Raw genomic sequence first — 17,452 nt, forward strand, 5'->3', positions numbered from 1 at the left:
GCCGCACAAGGCGACCCTCAACAGAAATCATTTGATGCGCGAAGCTCACTCGGACTTCGGCGCGCCACTTGGAACTTTACTCGCACCTTTGGTGTTCAGTGGATCATCCTGACGCTGAACGGAGCCTTCAAAGTGTGCACCGCTTTCGATCGCGATTGTCTTGTGGATGATGTCACCCTCAACACGTGCAGTCGATGTGAGACGGACCTTCAAACCGCGCACACGGCCAACGATACGGCCGTTTACGACGACATCATCTGCGATCACTTCCCCTTTGATCGTTGCGCTTTCACCAATGGTCAGAAGATGCGCACGGATGTCGCCTTCGACAGTACCTTCGACCTGAATATCACCGGTCGTTTTCAGGTTGCCAGTCACATGCAGATCAGCAGACAGCGTTGATGCTGGCGGCTTTGCTTTGGGTGCGGAAGCCTTGAATTCGCTCGGGCGCGGGGCCACTGCCGGTGCGGCTGCTTCAGGAGTGCTGGGTGTAGCGCCGTCCGCATTTGGACCGGGCTCATTGATTTTGCTTTTAGAAAACATCGTTTGCAGCCTTAATGTAGATCATCGGGTTAACGGCTTTTCCGCCGACACGAACTTCGTAATGTAGATGGGTGCCGGTAGAACGTCCAGTGTTCCCCATATCACCAATGCGTTGACCACGCGAGACCCTTTGTCCAACCTTAACGCGAATTTTTGAAAGGTGGGCGTAGCGTGTTTCAATGCCGAACTGGTGCTGGATTTTGATCAAGCGGCCATAGCCTGATTGCCAGCCAGCGTGCACGATGACACCATCGGCGGTTGAATAAATTGGGGTTCCGTGTGGACCCGCAAAATCAGCGCCGCTGTGCATGCGGCCCCAGCGACGACCAAAGCCGGAAGTGAAACGAACCGCGTCTTTGACCGGTTTTGCAAATGGCGCTTTTTGCGCAGCAATACGGTAAAGGTTGAGCGAATCCATATCTTTAAGGATTTGGTTCGCACGTTTCGTTTCGCCAGACGGGGCCTCACCGCGCGTTGAGAAGCTAAGTGGCATCAACGGGCCACCCTGACCAGAATAGCCTTTACGCACTTCATTAAGAATGCGATCTGGGTTCATACCAGCCGCGCGGAACATCTTGTCCAGAGGTTTGACCGAGACAGTCATTGCTTCTTCGAGCTGGCGGAAAATCTGGTCGTTCTTGTCAGACATCACTTGGATTTCTGACTTCATTTCTTCTGCTTGGATCAATGCGTCTTGCGCATCTGCGACAACTTGATCGCGCTCCTTTGCGGTAGATTCTAAAGCCGCAGTCAGGAAATCAAGCGCAGCGTCATCCGCAGCGCTATTGACCGAAGAGTTTTCGCCACCAGCAGAAACTTCTGCCAATTGGGTGCGCGCTGCTTCGCGGTCTTTCATCGTGCGGCGCAGAGTGGATTGAACCACCTCGATGCCCGTTTCCAATTCGCGGCGACGTGTTTCAGAACTTAGAAGTTCGGATTGCATCATCGAAATCTGGCCAAGCGCTGCGTTGAAACGCTCTTGCGCGGCAAGGGCTTCTTCGGCGCGCGCGTCGCGTTCTGAAGACAGCTCGTTCAAGCGGCGCTCATAAGCGTCTTGATCCCGCTTTGCTTGATCCCGAAAATTGCCCGCGCCAATGCTGTCCATCAACAAGATAGAGGTCGCGATAATTGCCCAAGCGACGATTATCGCAACGCCAGCAAAGCCAACGAGCTGAGTGGTAGGACGCAAACGGATGAACCGCGTATCCGTGTCGGAGCGCAGGAAAAGCCGGCGCTCAGGAAAATGGCGCTCTAGCAGCGCATTAATCTTCATTGAAAGCCGAGTTCGCAAACCAGCATCCCCTTATTGTCCCAACCCAATAATGGCGTTCATTGTAAATCCGAGTGAAGGATCTCCGCCGCCTTGTGGATTTCATAAACAGCCATATGCAAGCACGCAAGTCATTTGGCGCAAGGCGCAGGACAGCATGGGGAATTAATGACAATTTGTGGCAAAAAACCGCCTAACTCAAAGACTTGCTTTCGCGTTTCACTCTGCTCCTGGGGCAGGCAAATCTTCGGTTAAGGGCCAGTAAAAGTCAGGTGGCAAACCCGCATCAGCGCGTTTCTCTTCGTTAAAGGGTGGTTTGAGCTTGCCGGGGAAGTAGCGCCGAACAAGGGCGTGGAACACCTCTTTGGGGTCAGAGTTTTCCCGCCCGCACATGAAATTGAACCACTTTGAGCCATAAGCAACGTGGCTGACTTCTTCTGCGTAGATGGTTTCTAACGCGGCAACCGCGCTTTCAGCCTTCGCATTTTGGAAGATTTTGATCATGCCCGGTGTCACGTCAAGTCCGCGCGCTTCAAGCACCATAGGCACGACAGCCAAGCGGCCCATGAAGTCGTTCGCGGTATCCTCCGCAGCGCGCCACATGCCTGCATGTGCAGGCATAGCGCCGTAATAGCTGCCCATTTCTTCAAGGCAATCACACATCAAATTGAAATGTTTGGATTCGTCGTCCGCAGCACTGACCCAATCGTCATAAAAGCCAGCAGGCAGGGGGACATGGGTGAAACGCGCGATGATATCCCAGTGAAGATCGACGGCGTTGAGTTCGATATGCGCAACTGCATGTAGTAGCGCAAGGCGACCCGGTTCAGTGCCCGGCCTGCGGCGCGGAACATCACGCGGCGAGAGCAGTTCAGGCTTTGCAGGACGGGCAGGATGCATCGGCGGATTGGCGGTGCCAATCTCTGGCAAGCTTCCATCAGCGCGCGCAGCGCGCCATTGTGCCGCGTATTTGTGTGAAAGCGCTGTCTTTTCTCTTCCGTCTGCTGTTTGCAGAACATCAAGCGCCATTTGCGCCAATGGTTTCATGCGCTTAGCGCCTTTGCGGCGTCAAACACGGCATCAACATGACCTGGCACTTTCACTTTGCGCCAAACCTGTGCAAGCGTGCCGTCTGAAGCGATCAAAAAGGTTGAACGCTCTATCCCGAAGAACTTTTTGCCGTACATATTCTTTTCTTTCCACACGCCATAAGCTTCGCTGACAGCGTTGTCGGTGTCTGCCAAAAGCGGCATAGATAGCCCATGTTTGGTGATGAATTTTTCGTGGCTTTTAATGCTATCCGCTGAAATGCCCCAGACTTTGACGCCAATTGCGGCAAAATCAGCACTCAGATCGGTAAAGCCGATGGCTTCTTTTGTGCAGCCCGGTGTGTCGTCGCGCGGATAGAAGAACAGAACAACAGGGCAATTGGCATCCGCAAGGCTAAGGGTTTGATCACCGCTTGCCGACAATGAAAATTCTGGCGCTTTCTCACCGACATCAATCATTTGGCATCCCCCTTGGTTTAACTGCCCACGCGTTTCATATTAGAAGAGAACAAGAATGAGAACGCCGTTCTCTGCAATAATGAGCAAAGCTTTACCGAATGAGCGAAACCCCGCAGGTTCCAGATGAGGCCGCAAAGCCGCAAAACCGCGAACGTCGTTTGCGCAAGCGTCATATGGCGCATGCGGTGTGGAGCGGTGTTCTTGGCTTGAGTGTTGCGCTCGCGCTTGGATTCGCCGTGCTTATCGGGCGCGACATTCCTGCGCCCGACTGGCTTCAGGCGCGAATTGAGGAAAAGCTGGCAGAAGCGCTGCCTGACATCAAAATTGATCTGGGCGATATTTCCCTGCGCATAGAGCGATCTGACCTTAGTCCGCGTGTCTTCTTTCAAAATGTGACAGCCCTTGATGACACAGGGTTGCCCTTTGCCTCGCTTAGCGAATTTAGTGTGCGCGCGGCTTTTCCTGCGGCTCTGAAGGGACAGTTTTCGCCTAAGAAAATCTCTCTGTCGGGCGCTTTGATTAAACTAAGGCGCGCGTCGGACGGGCATTTCGATTTGACGATTGGCTCCGCGCTGCAATCTAGTGAACAGGCCGCAAGTTTGGTTGAATTGATAGATCGCATTGATCAAGTTCTTGTGCAGCCAGAACTCGCGCATTTGCGCGAAGTCAGCGCCGATAGCCTTACAGTTCTTTATGAAGATGCGCGCGCAGGGCGTGCTTGGACCGTTGATGGCGGGCGCATGCGTCTTAGCTCGAAGGACGGGCAATTGGCGATTGGTGCAGATTTTGCGCTTTTGGGGGGGCAGGATTACGCGACAACGCTTGAAATGAGCTATGATAGCGAAATCGGATCGCCTGCTGCGCGTTTGGGGCTAACACTGGCGGATGCCCCGTCCGAAGACATTGCAAGTCAAACCGCAGGCTTGGCGTGGATGGGGGCTCTGCGCGCGCCGATTTCTGGATCTTTGCGGATTGAAGTTGATGACGACGGCGATTTGGGGCCTCTCAATGCAACGCTTCAAATCGGCAAAGGCGTGGTGCGTCCTGAAGATGAAGCGCGCCCCATTCCTTTTGATGGTGCGCGGGCCTACTTCAGTTATGAACCTGATGAAAACATATTATCCTTCAATGAGTTAACGGTGAAAACTGAATGGTTCGAAGCAAGCGGAGAAGGGCGCGCGCGCATGGAGAATGCGCCCGGTGGTTGGCCTGTTGCGATGCTCGGACAATTCCGCTTGAACAACGTAAAAGCCAATCCTGACGGCCTTTACCCTGAACCTATCACGCTTGAGCGCGCTGAATTGGACATGCGGTTGGTGTTCGATCCGTTCCGTTTGGACATTGGTCAGCTGCTCTTGCATGAAGCAGGGCAAACCTTGAGCGCAAACGGGCGCGCGGATGTGGGCGAAGATGGCTGGCGCATCGCCGTTGATGCAAATGCACAAAGCCTCGATCTGAAAGAAGTTCTGCGTGTGTGGCCAGAAACGGCCAAGGAAAAAACCCGCACTTGGATTGAAAGCAATATCCTTGGCGGCGAAATACACGGCGCGCGCCTTGCGTTTCGTGCCTCCGAAGGGGAACGCCCGAACTTGCATCTGGGGCTTGAATTCAGCGATACATCATTGAAATTCTTGAAATACCTGCCGCCAGTTGAAAAAGGGCGGGGGTATGTGATGATTGAAAACGAACGTTTGATCGCTGTTGCCGAAGCTGGGCATGTGGTCGCGCCGCAAGGCGGGCAAATTGATGTCGCTGGCACCGTTTTTGAAATCCCGGACATGCGGGTGCGCGGTGCCCCGTCAAATGTGACCCTCGCAACAAGCAGCTCGGTCACGGCGGCGCTTTCAGTCCTCGACCAACCTCCATTCGAGTTCTTGAGCAAAGCGGGTCAGCCCGTGGCGCTTGCAAATGGTCGCGCAGAGCTGAGCGGCGAGATCAATGTGCCTTTGAAACAGAAAGTGCCAGCTTCGGAAATCATTTTTGATGTCGCAGGAAAGATAACTGCAGTTACAAGCGAAACCTTGGTTGAAGGGCGAAAACTCACGTCAGCACGCCTTGATCTGAAGGCAAAACCAAGTGGACTTTCGCTTTCCGGTAAGGGCCGAATTGATGCTATCCCGTTTGAAGGGGCTTGGAGCATGCCTTTGGGGCAAAAAGGCGGGGGTAGCCAACTTACTGGTCAGATCGAACTGTCAGAGCAATTTGTCAAAGCCTTCAACATAGGTCTGCCGCCCGGATCGGTTTCCGGCAAAGGCAGTGCGGATATCGCGTTGGATCTAAAGCCTGATAGCGTTCCTAGCTTTGAACTTAACTCCGGTTTGCTCGGGGTTGGTTTGAATATTGCGCCTTTGGGCTGGCGCAAGAGTGCTAAGAGCAAAGCCACGCTCGCTGTGCGCGGCACACTTGGAAGCAAAAAGACAGGCGCGGTGCCAAAGGTTGATCGCTTGTCGCTGAAGGCGGCTGGCTTGGAAGCTCTCGGGTCCGTCAAAATCAAAGCAAATGGGACCTTGGATCGCGCAACGTTTGAGCGTGTGAAAGCAGGGAACTGGCTTGACGCGAAACTAAGTTTGATCGGGCGCGGCGCTAACGCAACGCCAGGGGTTGAAGTCGACGGTGGCAGGCTTGATCTGCGCAATATTCCGAGCCAAAACAGCAACGCATCGACAGGGGCGACGCCGCTTGGTGTGAAACTTGATCATCTACAGGTCACGCAAGATATCGCGTTAAAGCGGTTTACTGGAAAATTTGTGTCCGACCGTGGTCTGAACGGTGAATTCAATGGTCAGTTGAACGGCTCTGCCTTGATCACCGGTCAAACCACGCCCAAAGCGGGAAAAACTGCGGTGCGCATCAAAACAAGTGATGCAGGCGCTGCGTTAAATGCCGCTGGCTTGTTGAAAAATGCGAGCCAAGGCGCGCTGACACTGACGCTTGATCCTCGAAATGCAGAGGGCCAATATGACGGATCCTTGAGCATCGCAAATATTCGCTTGCGCAACGCTCCGCCTGCGCTTGCGGTTCTTAGCGCGGCCAGTGGAATTGGTTTGCTTGAGCAAATGGACGGTCGCGGGTTGATGTTTAACGAAGTAAGCAGCGTGTTCCGATTGACGCCAAAGACGATCATTGTCTCTGAGGGCAGCGCAGTTGGCCCGTCTCTTGGCCTGTCGGTTGACGGGTATTATGATGTCGCAAGCAAAACCATGGATATGCAGGGTGTGGTCTCGCCGTTTTTTGCGATCAATGGCATCGGCAGCATCTTGACGCGCCGTGGCGAGGGCCTCATTGGCTTCAATTATACGCTTGAGGGCGCGGCTGCGGCTCCTCAGGTTAAGGTCAATCCGCTTTCGCTGTTCACGCCGGGAATGTTTCGTGAAATTTTCAGACGCCCGCCACCAAAATTAGGTCAATGACACCAATGAAACTGAGTGATTTTGATTTCGATCTCCCGGAAGAGTTGATCGCGACACGCCCTGTAAAGCCGCGCAGCGCATCGCGTTTGTTGCTGGCGCAAGGTGGGGTGATCTCGGACAAACACGTGTATGATTTACCCGATATTCTTCAAGCGGGTGATGTGCTGGTTTTGAATGACACCAAGGTCATTCCAGCGCGTTTGTTTGGTGTGCGCAAACGTCAAAGCGAACATGGCTCTGGCGAAGCAAAGATAGAGGTGACTTTGCTGGATCCAAGCGCCAAGCAAGGCGCTTGGCGCGCGTTGATCAAGCCGTTGCGCAAAGTGAAAGAGGGGGAAAGCATCCTCTTTTCCGACGCGCTAAGTGCGACGCTTATCGCTAAAGAAGACGGGCAGGGCACGCTTGAATTTAACGTTCAGGGAGATGCTTTTGATGCCGCGCTGGCGGATGCGGGTGCGATGCCCTTGCCGCCCTATATTGCGGCGCGCCGCGCGGCGGATGCGCAAGATAAGGAAGACTATCAGACTGTTTTTGCAGCCCATACCGGCGCAGTTGCAGCGCCCACGGCATCGCTTCATTTTGATGATGCTTTGCTTGCTGAACTCGCCAAGCGCGGTGTGGAGTTTGCCCATGTCACCCTTCATGTGGGGGCCGGAACCTTTCTGCCTGTAAAGGTGGAAGATGTAACGAGCCACAAAATGCATGCCGAATGGGGGCAGGTTAGCGAAAAAGCGGCAGCCCAGATTGCCAAGGCCAAATCAGAGGGGCGGCGCGTTATTCCTGTCGGAACCACGGCGCTGCGATTGATCGAAAGCGCAGCGGTGCAAACGGGGGCAATCACGCCTTGGCAGGGGGAAACAGATATCTTCATCTATCCGGGGTTCACATTTCATGTGGCGGATGCGTTAATGACCAACTTTCACTTGCCTAAAAGTACCTTGATGATGCTGGTGTCTGCTTTGATCGGAAAACAACGTGTCGATCACATTTATGAACATGCGATTGAGAACGGATACCGTTTCTTTTCTTATGGTGACAGCTCGTTGCTTATTCCTGACTAGGCCGTGCGCGACATTCGAAATGTCGCGCCTGTATCAGACCGCCAACGTTGCGAAGCCTAGATGCTGATTCATTGATATTTGCCCAAACGAGGCCCGCCGATGATTTCCGTTCTGTCAAACTCTTGGGCACTCTTGCTCGGAATGATGTTGCTAATGCTTGGCAACGGCCTGCAAGGCACTTTGCTTGGTATCCGAGGCGAGATCGAAGGATTTTCGACCTTCCAAATGTCCTTGGTAATGTCGGCGTATTTCATCGGCTTTTTGGGCGGTTCGCGTATGGCGCCCGAGATGATCCGCCGTGTAGGGCATGTACGGGTCTTTGCTGCGCTTGGATCGCTTATTTCCGCGGTTTTGATCCTCTATCCGACGCTACTGAACGCCGAAGCGTGGATTGTCGGGCGCATTATCATCGGGTTTTGCTTTTCTGGCGTTTATGTGACAGCTGAAAGCTGGCTTAACAATTCGGTAACGAATGAAACGCGGGGGCAGACGCTCTCGCTGTATATGATTGTTCAGATGATCGGTATCGTTGCGGCGCAGGGTGTTCTGGTCTTGGGCGATCCTTCGGGCTTTATCCTGTTCATCGTGCCTTCGGTTTTGGTTTCCGTGGCCTTCGCGCCAATCCTTTTGTCCGTTAGTCCAACGCCCGCATTTGAGACAACCCAGCCGATGACGCTGCGACAGCTCTATGATGCTTCGCCCTTGGGCGTTGTCGGAATGTTTTTGCTCGGCGGCGTTTTCTCTGCGCAGTTTGGTATGGCAGCGGTCTATGGAGGCAAAATCGGCTTGTCGGTTGGGCAAATCTCGCTCTTCGTGTCTGCGTTCTATGTTGGCGCTATGCTCATGCAATACCCGCTTGGCCTCGCATCTGACAGGATGGATCGACGGCTCTTGATCTTGGTATCTGCGGGTTTGGGCGGCATATCGGCCTGCGCGGCCATTTTGTGGGAGGACAATTATGTCTTGCTTCTTGCAACCGCGTTCTTCGTGGGGGGAACTTCCAACCCGCTGTATTCCCTATTTCTCGCGTATACGAATGACTTTCTGGAGTACGAAGATATGGCTGCGGCCTCTGGGGGTATGGTTTTTATTAACGGGCTCGGGGCAATTTCCGGACCGATCATAACGGGTTGGTTGATGACAACCTTCGGGCCTTGGGCGTTTTTCGGAGTGATCTCGGCGTTGATGCTTGCGATTGGCGGGTATGCGACCTTCCGGATGACCCAGCGTTCTGCGCCTTCAGCGGATGAGACGGCTGGCTTCCAAGCTGTTATGCCCTCGGTCTCGCCAGTTTTTGTTGAAGTTGCGCAAGAAATCGCGATTGAAAACGCAATTGAAGAGCAGCTTGACGAAAATTCCCCCTAATGATGTCGCATTTGACGCATTTTGTTACTTGGAGACGGCGCTAAGCTGATTGTAACAAAGTGGTGTCAATACCCGCGCAATTGGGAGAATTTGTATGATTGCTGCACCTGATGACGTTCTGAGCTTTTGGCTCGATGAGAAACAGCCGTCCGATTGGTACAAGGCTGACGAAAGCCTTGATCAAGAAATTCGTGATCGCTTTGGTGCAACATGGCAAGAGGCGATGGAGGGCAAGTTCGGACTGTGGTTGACCTATCCCAGCGGTGCTTTGGCCTACATCATTCTCATGGACCAATTTCCGCGCAATATGTTTCGCGACACCGGCAAAGCCTTCGCCTCTGACAAAGCTGCGCTTGCCGCCGCAAAAGTCGCGATTGATCGCAATTGGGATATGCGCATCGACGAGCCTGCGCGCCAGTTTTTTTACATGCCCTTGATGCATTCCGAAAGCCTATGTGATCAGGAACGCTGCATTCGTTTGATGAAAGAACGTATGCCTGAATCGGGCGATAGTCATTTGCTGCATGCCAAAGCGCACCGCGAAGTGATCCGCAAATTTGGCCGCTTCCCTTATCGCAACGAGGCGCTGGAGCGTCGGTTTACCAAAACGGAACAGGACTATGTTCAAGCGGGCGGATACGGCAGCACTGTGCGTGATCTGCAAAGCGTGAGCGCCTGATAAACGTTTCATAACGTTCATTCGAAACGGGCTGTCCAATTGGGCGGCCCTTTTCATTTGTCGCGCCTCTGGTTAGCCTGAATTGAGCATCCATGAAGGGAACACCAGATGAGCCAACTTGAGTTCGATATGATCGTCATCGGTGCAGGTCCTGGCGGATATGTTGCGGCAATCCGAGGTGCGCAACTGGGCTTGAAGGTTGCAATTGTCGAACGTGAACACTTGGGCGGGATTTGCCTGAACTGGGGTTGTATTCCAACCAAGGCCATGCTGCGCTCTGCCGAGGTGTTTCATTTGATGCAGCGCGCGAATGAATTTGGCCTTTCTGCCAGCGGCATTTCCAGTGATCTAGACGCAATTGTCGCGCGCTCGCGCAAAGTCGCGGCGCAGCTCTCAGGTGGCATCGGTCATTTGATGAAAAAGAACAAAATTCACGTGATCATGGGGCATGCGCGGTTAAACACGCCAGGTTCTGTTCTGGTCACGAGCGAGGATGGCGAACAAGAGCTAAAGGCCAAGCACATTGTTCTTGCAACAGGCGCGCGCGCGCGTGAATTGCCAGGCCTGGAAGGTGACGGCGATCTGGTTTGGACCTATAAAACAGCGCTTCAACCCCCAAGAATGCCCAAAAAGCTACTTGTTATTGGCTCTGGCGCTATCGGAATAGAATTCGCGAGTTTTTACAACACGCTTGGCGCCGAAACGACGGTTGTCGAAGTTATGGACCGCATCTTGCCGGTGGAAGATGCAGAAATCAGCGCCTTTGCCAAAACGAGTTTTGTTAAGCAGGGGATGAACATCCTCGAAAAAGCGACCGTAAAACAGCTTGATCGCAAAAAGACGTCGGTAACAGCCCATATCGAAGTCGGTGGAGAGGTCGTCAAAGAAACATTCGATGCAGTCATTTCCGCAGTGGGGATTGTGGGCAATACCGAAGGGCTTGGCTTGGAAGAGGCAGGCGCGCAGGTGGATCGCACGCATGTTGTAACGGATGCGTATTGCCGAACTGGCGTTGAGGGCCTTTACGCGATCGGTGACCTCGCAGGCGCGCCATGGCTTGCTCATAAAGCCAGCCATGAAGGCGTGATGGTCGCAGAGTTGATCGCCGGCAAGTCCGTGCATCCGATAAAAGAGGGTTCTATCGCGGGATGTACCTACTGCCATCCGCAAATCGCCAGCGTGGGCATGAGCGAAGCGCAGGCAAAGGATGCAGGATATGATATCAACGTCGGGCGATTTCCCTTCATGGGAAATGGCAAGGCAATCGCTTTAGGTGAAGCCGAAGGGTTGGTGAAAACCATTTTCGATGCAAAAACGGGCGAACTTCTTGGCGCACATATGATCGGTGCTGAGGTGACGGAGTTGATCCAAGGCTATGTCGTTGGACGCCAGTTGGAAACGACAGAAGAAGATCTGATGCACACCGTTTTCCCCCATCCGACTTTGTCTGAAATGATGCACGAAAGCGTGCTGGATGCTTACGGCCGCGCGCTACATTTTTAGGATCAAATACAATGCCCTCACTCAATCGAATTGAGCTGCGCCGTATTTCGCGTAGCTGGCTGAAAGAGCTTCCGCTGAAAGGAATGTCCGTTGCCGAAATTTCGGGGCAATGGGGCAAGTATTTCAATTTCGGCTCGTATGAACAGTTCAGGTATCCCAAGTATGATATCTGTAAGGGGCCGTTTTTGGGGGATGATGAACGCCCTCGCAAGTTCGATCTCATCATCGCGGATCAGGTATGGGAGCATCTGGATCGGCCTTATGCCGCAACGAAAAATGTGCGAAAAATGCTAAAACGGGGGTCATATTTTTATATTGCGACGCCCTTTTTCATCCCGTTTCATGCCGCCCCTCAAGACAATTCGCGTTGGTCTGCGCGCGGTCTAAAGAACCTTCTGATTGAAACGGGCTTTGACGAAAGCGCTATTCGCGTTGGCCAATGGGGCAATCGCGCTGCCGCTCAGAGAAATCTGGAAATGGAATGGCCGCCGGAACATGACCCAGACTCCGATGACTTAACCAATGACCCCGAGTTTCCGATTACCGCTTGGGCATTGGCGCAAAAAATCTAAATGATGGAGCATCGCGCACAGCGAACAGAATGGCGCATTGTTCTTCTTGTCTGGATGGCCGGACTTGGCGCTGCTGTTCAATTCGGCAAGATCGCTATCTCACTAGATAGCTTTCGTGCGATCTATGATGTCGGTGAAGTTGCTCTTGGTTTTTTGATTTCCTGCGTCGGCGCCGTCGGTTTGACGCTGGGTGTGTTGGGTGGAATCCTGATCACGCGGGTCGGTATTCGCCGTGCATTTGTGCTGGGTCTGCTTATGGCTGGCCTTCTTTCAATGCTACAAGCGGTCTTGCCAGCCTATCCCCTCATGATCGCGTTGCGTGTTCTGGAGGGGGCAACGCATCTCGCTATCGTTATCGCGGGACCAATCTTAATGGCGCGGCATAGTTCTGATCAGGCTCGTGGCGCTGTGATGACGCTTTGGAGTAGCTTTTTTGGTTTATCCTTTATGTTCATTGCACTTCTTGCGCCACCAATTCTAAGCGCTGGTGGGCTGTCAGCCCTTTTGCTTGCACACGCCCTTTATATGAGTGTTCTTGCAGTCCTGTTATGGTGTGTTTTGCCTGCTCCGGCCACGCCGCAAAGGGGCATGTTGAAAGATGTTCCATTGACGTTTCTCAACGTCATTAGAATTCACATCGAAATTTACCGCTCTCCTATCACGAGCGCAGCGGCACTTGGGTTTGTTTGGTACACCGCAACCTATATTTCTGTGCTAACCTATTTGCCGGGTTTTGTTGATGACTCTTATAGAACAGGCTTGTCTGCCAGCCTTCCGCTTGCTTCGATCCTGACATCTTTGACTTTAGGTATTTTCCTTTTGCGTTTGGTTGAGCCTGTGCGCGCGGTGCAGATCGGGTATGGCTTTGTCATTTTGGCGGCTTTTCCGCTGCTTTGGACCTTTGGCCGTGACGCGGCATTCGTTCTTGCATGCCTGTTGTTGTTAGGCGCAACGGGATTTGTCCCAGGCGCGAGTTTTGCGGCGCTTGCGTCCCTAAATACCACCGATACCTCCCGCGCTTATGCGACAGGTGCACTTGCTCAAATGGGAAATGTGGGCACAACCTGCGGACCGCCAGTGTTGGCCGCAATTGTCAGTGGTTTTGATCTGCTCGGGCTGTTCGTATTTGTTGTCCTGCTCTCGTTCTTCGGTATCCTTGTGCATATGGTGTTGTCGCGTCGCCGTAATGCATCTTTCGCACGGATAGATTAATCTTTCGTATATTCCCCATTTGTTCTATTGAGGGGGCAGGTGGTGTCTGGTCGAATCCGGCAAGTCACCTATGTGTGTTGCTGTGACTGCTGTAGGGGGCAAAATGGCCGAGCTGAAAAACATCGAAGTCCGCGGAGCGCGCGAGCATAATCTAAAGTCCATTGATGTGGATATTCCACGTGACCAGCTGGTTGTTATCACGGGTCTTTCCGGTTCTGGAAAGTCGTCATTGGCCTTTGATACGATCTATGCCGAAGGGCAGCGCCGCTATGTCGAAAGCCTGAGCGCTTATGCTCGCCAATTCCTTGATATGATGCAGAAACCTGATGTGGATCACATCAGCGGCCTGTCTCCAGCGATTTCGATCGAGCAGAAAACCACGTCGAAAAACCCGCGCTCAACAGTTGGCACTGTAACTGAAATTTACGACTATATGCGTCTTTTGTTTGCGCGCGTCGGCACGCCTTATTCTCCCACGACCGGAAAGCCCATCGAGGCGCAACAAGTTCAGGATATGGTTGATCGCATTATGGCGATGCAAGAGGGCACGCGCGCCTATCTTCTTGCGCCGATTATTCGGGATCGCAAAGGCGAATATCGTAAAGAATTTATGGAATTGCGTAAGCAAGGTTTCCAACGTGTTAAGGTCGATGGCACGTTTTATGAGCTGGATGAACCGCCTACGCTCGATAAGAAATATCGCCACGATATTGATGTGGTTGTGGATCGAATTGTTGTTCGTGAGGGGTTGGAAACGCGCCTCGCAGATAGTCTTCGAACCTCGCTTGATTTAGCTGATGGTATCGCAATTCTCGAAACCGCACCTAGCGAAGGGGAGCCAGATCGCTTTACCTTTTCCGAGAAATTTGCCTGCCCTGTCAGTGGCTTCACGATCCCAGAGATTGAACCGCGGCTATTCTCGTTCAACGCGCCGTTTGGGGCGTGCCCAAATTGTGACGGACTTGGAAAAGAGCTGTTTTTCGATGAACGTCTCGTGGTTCCTGACGCAGATCTAAAGATCTCTGACGGCGCATTGGCACCATGGCGCAAAGGCAAATCTCCCTACTTTTTGCAGACAATTGAGGCCATCGCAAAGCACTACAAGTTTAATCCAAGCACCAAATGGAAAGATTTACCGTCAAATGTGCAGCAAGTTTTCTTGCGCGGCTCTGGCGATGAAGAAATTCCATTTCGTTATGACGAAGGCGGCCGCGTCTATGAAGTAACGCGTGTTTTCGAGGGCGTTATTCCAAATATGGAGCGCCGATATCGCGAGACGGATAGCAATTGGATTCGCGAAGAATTTGAACGTTATCAAAATAATAGACCCTGTGGTTCATGTAACGGTTTCCGTTTGAGGGAGGAAGCGTTGGCAGTGAAAATTGCGGACCTTCATGTGGGGCATGTGGTGCAGATGTCGATCAAAGAGGCCTTTGATTGGTGCGCTCTGGTGCCGGAAAGCTTGAGTGTTCAAAAGAATGAGATTGCGACGGCGATCCTGAAAGAAATCCGTGAGCGTTTGGGCTTTCTTAACAATGTCGGCCTAGAGTACCTCACATTGTCGCGCTCTAGTGGAACTCTTAGCGGAGGAGAAAGTCAAAGGATCAGATTGGCCAGTCAGATTGGTTCTGGCTTGCAAGGTGTTTTGTATGTGTTGGATGAACCTTCGATCGGTTTGCACCAACGCGACAACGACCGTTTGCTTGGTACGCTGAAAAACCTGCGGGATCAGGGGAATACAGTGATTGTTGTCGAGCATGATGAAGAGGCTATTCGCGAAGCGGATTATGTCTTTGATATTGGCCCCGGGGCCGGGGTTCACGGCGGACAGGTTGTGTCAAAAGGCTCGCCTGCTGAGATCATAGCTGATGCTGGCTCTATCACAGGTCAATATCTAAGCGGAAAACGAGAAATTGAAATTCCCGCGAAACGGCGCAAAGGGAACAAGAAAAAGATCAAAGTGGTGAAGGCGTCGGGGAACAACTTGCAGAACGTAAGTGTCGATTTCCCTCTTGGCAAATTCGTGTGTGTGACGGGTGTATCGGGCGGCGGTAAATCGACGTTAACCATCGAAACCCTGTTCAAGACAGCGTCGATGCGTTTGAACGGGGCGCGTCAAACACCAGCGCCCTGCGAGACAATCAAGGGGTTGGAACACCTTGATAAAGTTATCGACATTGATCAGCGAGCCATTGGTAGAACGCCGCGCTCGAACCCTGCCACATATACAGGTGCATTTACGCCGATCCGCGAATGGTTTGCCGGGCTGCCAGAGGCTAAAGCGCGCGGATACAAACCTGGACGCTTTAGTTTCAACGTCAAAGGCGGTCGCTGTGAGGCGTGCCAGGGCGATGGTGTTATCAAGATCGAGATGCACTTTTTGCCCGATGTCTATGTGGAGTGCGAAACCTGCAAAGGTGCGCGGTATAACCGCGAAACACTTGAAGTCCGCTTTAAGGGCAAGAGCATCGCAGACGTTCTCAGCATGACCGTGGAAGATGCGCAGGAATTTTTCAAAGCGGTGCCAAGCATCCGCGAGAAAATGGATGCGCTCATGCGGGTCGGTCTGGGCTATATCAAGGTCGGTCAACAGGCAACGACCCTGTCAGGCGGCGAGGCGCAAAGGGTAAAACTGTCGAAAGAACTGAGCAAACGTTCAACTGGGCGCACGCTTTATATCTTAGATGAACCTACGACTGGATTGCATTTCGAAGATGTGCGCAAGCTGTTGGAAGTGCTGCATGAATTGGTCGATCAGGGCAATACAGTGATCGTGATCGAGCATAATTTGGATGTCGTCAAAACTGCGGATTGGGTGATTGATATCGGGCCGGAAGGGGGCGATGGCGGCGGCGAAGTTGTCGCGACGGGAACGCCGGAAAAGATCGCCGAAGAGCCGCGCAGCTATACGGGGCACTATCTAAAATCGATGCTGAATCCCGAAGCCAAACACGTCGCCGCAGAGTGAGCTTGCTTAGAGTGGCCGGATCTTCAATTCAGTGATCCGGTTACCTTCGCGACTTGCGACTTCAAATCGAAACCCGTGAAAACTAAACACCTGTCCTGCTGTCGGGATCATTTGGGCTTCGTGAATGACCAGTCCCGCAACGGTATTCGCTTCATCATCAGGCAGCGACCAATCAACCGCGCGATTTAGATCGCGGATGGTCATAGCGCCGTCGATGCAGAAATGACCGTCTTCGTCGGGCACCAAAGCTGCGTCTTCTTCGAGATCGAACTCATCGGTGATTTCACCAACGATTTCTTCCAGAATGTCTTCCAGGGTGATCAAACCCTGCAAGGTTCCATATTCATCCACAACCAAGGCAAAATGCGTGCGTCGACGCAGGAAGTTGCGCATTTGATCGTCGAGCGTGGTGGTCTCGGGCACAAAGTAAGGGGGATTAGCGACTTCGCGAATGTCAAATTTTGTCAAACCTGAAACAGATCCTGATTCCGGGTCAATCAAACGATGCATGGCGCGCAACAAGTCTTTGGCGTGAACCATGCCGATGATATTTTCCGGCTCGCCGTCAAAGACGGGCAAGCGGGTGTAACGGCTTTCCAAACACTGGCGCAGAATATCTGCAGGGTCAGAGGCGGCATCAATCATTTCAATGCCAGAGCGATGCAACATAATTTCTTCGACGGCGCGCTCGCTCAGATCAAGTGCGCCAAGAATGCGATCGCGATCTTCTTTTTCGACAACGCCTTCGGAGTGGCCAAGATTTAACGCGCCTTCGATTTCTTCCTTTACCGCAAGGATATGGCTGTCCGGATCGGTTCTCACGCCAAACACACGAAGGACACCGCGCACCAAAAGACGCACGGCGTTAACGATGGGGGAAAAGACCGTGATCACCAATTGGATGATGGGGGACACCAGAGCGGCCGCGCGTTCTGCATTGGTTATCGCGTATGTTTTCGGCAAAACCTCCGCAAAAATCAGGACCAACAACGTCATGACCAAGGTCGCAAGAGCGACCCCGCTTTCTCCGAAAACGCGCGTAAACAAGGCCGTCGCCAAAGAGGTCGCTAGAATATTAACCAAGTTGTTGCCGAGCAGGACCGAGCCGATCAGCCGCTCATTGTCTTCGGTGATGTCCAAAGCACGTTGCGCGCCGCGTGATCCTTTGTCTGCCTGTGCGCGCAGCTTTCCTCGAGATGCCGCGGTCAGGGCTGTTTCAGAGCCAGAGAAAAACCCGGAGAGCACGAGCAACAACAGGATCGAACCTGCTGTGATCCAAAAGGCATTATCAAGAACTGGTGTGATCGCATCCATCGGGCTTGTCTTTCATTTTGCTCTTTGTCTTATGGGGGCGGGCGGTC

The 17,452-nt window shown here is 52.8% G+C and carries 13 protein-coding genes; 8 read left to right on the forward strand and 5 right to left on the reverse strand.

All coding sequences use genetic code 11. The features are described from left to right. Positions 1-45: 45 nt before the first annotated feature. The 4 genes from ACRBCU_RS07105 to ACRBCU_RS07120 all read right to left on the reverse strand — a co-directional run bounded on the left by ACRBCU_RS07105 (position 46) and on the right by ACRBCU_RS07120 (position 3,321). A complete protein-coding gene (locus tag ACRBCU_RS07105) occupies positions 46-543 on the reverse strand; it encodes a bactofilin family protein (RefSeq protein ID WP_431364677.1) in 498 nt (165 codons plus the stop codon). Beyond that, positions 533-1,834 (reverse strand): DUF5930 domain-containing protein, encoded by a 1,302-nt coding sequence (locus ACRBCU_RS07110; RefSeq protein WP_431364678.1) that lies wholly within the window; start codon positions 1,832-1,834, stop codon positions 533-535. Before ACRBCU_RS07110 ends, ACRBCU_RS07105 begins: the two co-directional genes overlap by 11 nt. A 198-nt stretch (positions 1,835-2,032) precedes the next feature. Further along, on the reverse strand, positions 2,033-2,860 hold the full coding sequence (locus tag ACRBCU_RS07115) for a ferritin-like domain-containing protein (protein ID WP_431364679.1): 828 nt from the start codon (positions 2,858-2,860) through the stop codon (positions 2,033-2,035). Then, the gene (locus ACRBCU_RS07120) at positions 2,857-3,321 is read right to left on the reverse strand and encodes a peroxiredoxin (RefSeq protein ID WP_431364680.1); all 465 of its coding nucleotides are present in this window, start codon (positions 3,319-3,321) and stop codon (positions 2,857-2,859) included. Before ACRBCU_RS07120 ends, ACRBCU_RS07115 begins: the two co-directional genes overlap by 4 nt. 98 nt (positions 3,322-3,419) lie before the next feature. Between ACRBCU_RS07120 and ACRBCU_RS07125 the strand changes: the two genes are divergently transcribed. The 8 genes from ACRBCU_RS07125 to uvrA all read left to right on the forward strand — a co-directional run bounded on the left by ACRBCU_RS07125 (position 3,420) and on the right by uvrA (position 16,091). Next, complete coding sequence (locus ACRBCU_RS07125; RefSeq protein WP_431364681.1) at positions 3,420-6,731, forward strand: AsmA-like C-terminal region-containing protein; 3,312 nt, start codon at positions 3,420-3,422, stop codon at positions 6,729-6,731. Positions 6,732-6,736: 5 nt separating this feature from the next. Beyond that, positions 6,737-7,792 (forward strand): tRNA preQ1(34) S-adenosylmethionine ribosyltransferase-isomerase QueA, encoded by a 1,056-nt coding sequence (gene queA, locus ACRBCU_RS07130; protein WP_431364682.1) that lies wholly within the window; start codon positions 6,737-6,739, stop codon positions 7,790-7,792. Between the two features lie 99 nt (positions 7,793-7,891). Beyond that, positions 7,892-9,157, forward strand: coding sequence for an MFS transporter (locus ACRBCU_RS07135; RefSeq protein ID WP_431364683.1), 1,266 nt, complete (start codon positions 7,892-7,894; stop codon positions 9,155-9,157). A 97-nt stretch (positions 9,158-9,254) separates the two neighbouring features. After that, the gene (locus ACRBCU_RS07140; protein WP_431364715.1) at positions 9,255-9,836 is read left to right on the forward strand and encodes a DUF924 family protein; all 582 of its coding nucleotides are present in this window, start codon (positions 9,255-9,257) and stop codon (positions 9,834-9,836) included. Between the two features lie 108 nt (positions 9,837-9,944). Further along, complete coding sequence (gene lpdA / locus ACRBCU_RS07145) at positions 9,945-11,339, forward strand: dihydrolipoyl dehydrogenase (protein ID WP_431364684.1); 1,395 nt, start codon at positions 9,945-9,947, stop codon at positions 11,337-11,339. An 11-nt stretch (positions 11,340-11,350) separates the two neighbouring features. Then, the gene (locus tag ACRBCU_RS07150; protein WP_431364685.1) at positions 11,351-11,911 is read left to right on the forward strand and encodes a methyltransferase domain-containing protein; all 561 of its coding nucleotides are present in this window, start codon (positions 11,351-11,353) and stop codon (positions 11,909-11,911) included. Continuing rightward, positions 11,912-13,123: an MFS transporter gene (locus ACRBCU_RS07155; RefSeq protein ID WP_431364686.1), complete on the forward strand. Its 1,212-nt coding sequence runs from the start codon at positions 11,912-11,914 to the stop codon at positions 13,121-13,123. A gap of 103 nt (positions 13,124-13,226) precedes the next feature. Next, on the forward strand, positions 13,227-16,091 hold the full coding sequence (gene uvrA, locus ACRBCU_RS07160) for an excinuclease ABC subunit UvrA (protein WP_431364687.1): 2,865 nt from the start codon (positions 13,227-13,229) through the stop codon (positions 16,089-16,091). A gap of 6 nt (positions 16,092-16,097) precedes the next feature. Here the strand turns inward: uvrA and ACRBCU_RS07165 are convergent, their stop codons facing one another. Continuing rightward, the gene (locus ACRBCU_RS07165) at positions 16,098-17,405 is read right to left on the reverse strand and encodes an HlyC/CorC family transporter (RefSeq protein WP_431364688.1); all 1,308 of its coding nucleotides are present in this window, start codon (positions 17,403-17,405) and stop codon (positions 16,098-16,100) included. Positions 17,406-17,452: the final 47 nt, after the last annotated feature.

This window comes from Planktotalea sp., assembly GCF_050633725.1.
Taxonomy (GTDB): Bacteria; Pseudomonadota; Alphaproteobacteria; order Rhodobacterales; family Rhodobacteraceae; genus Planktotalea.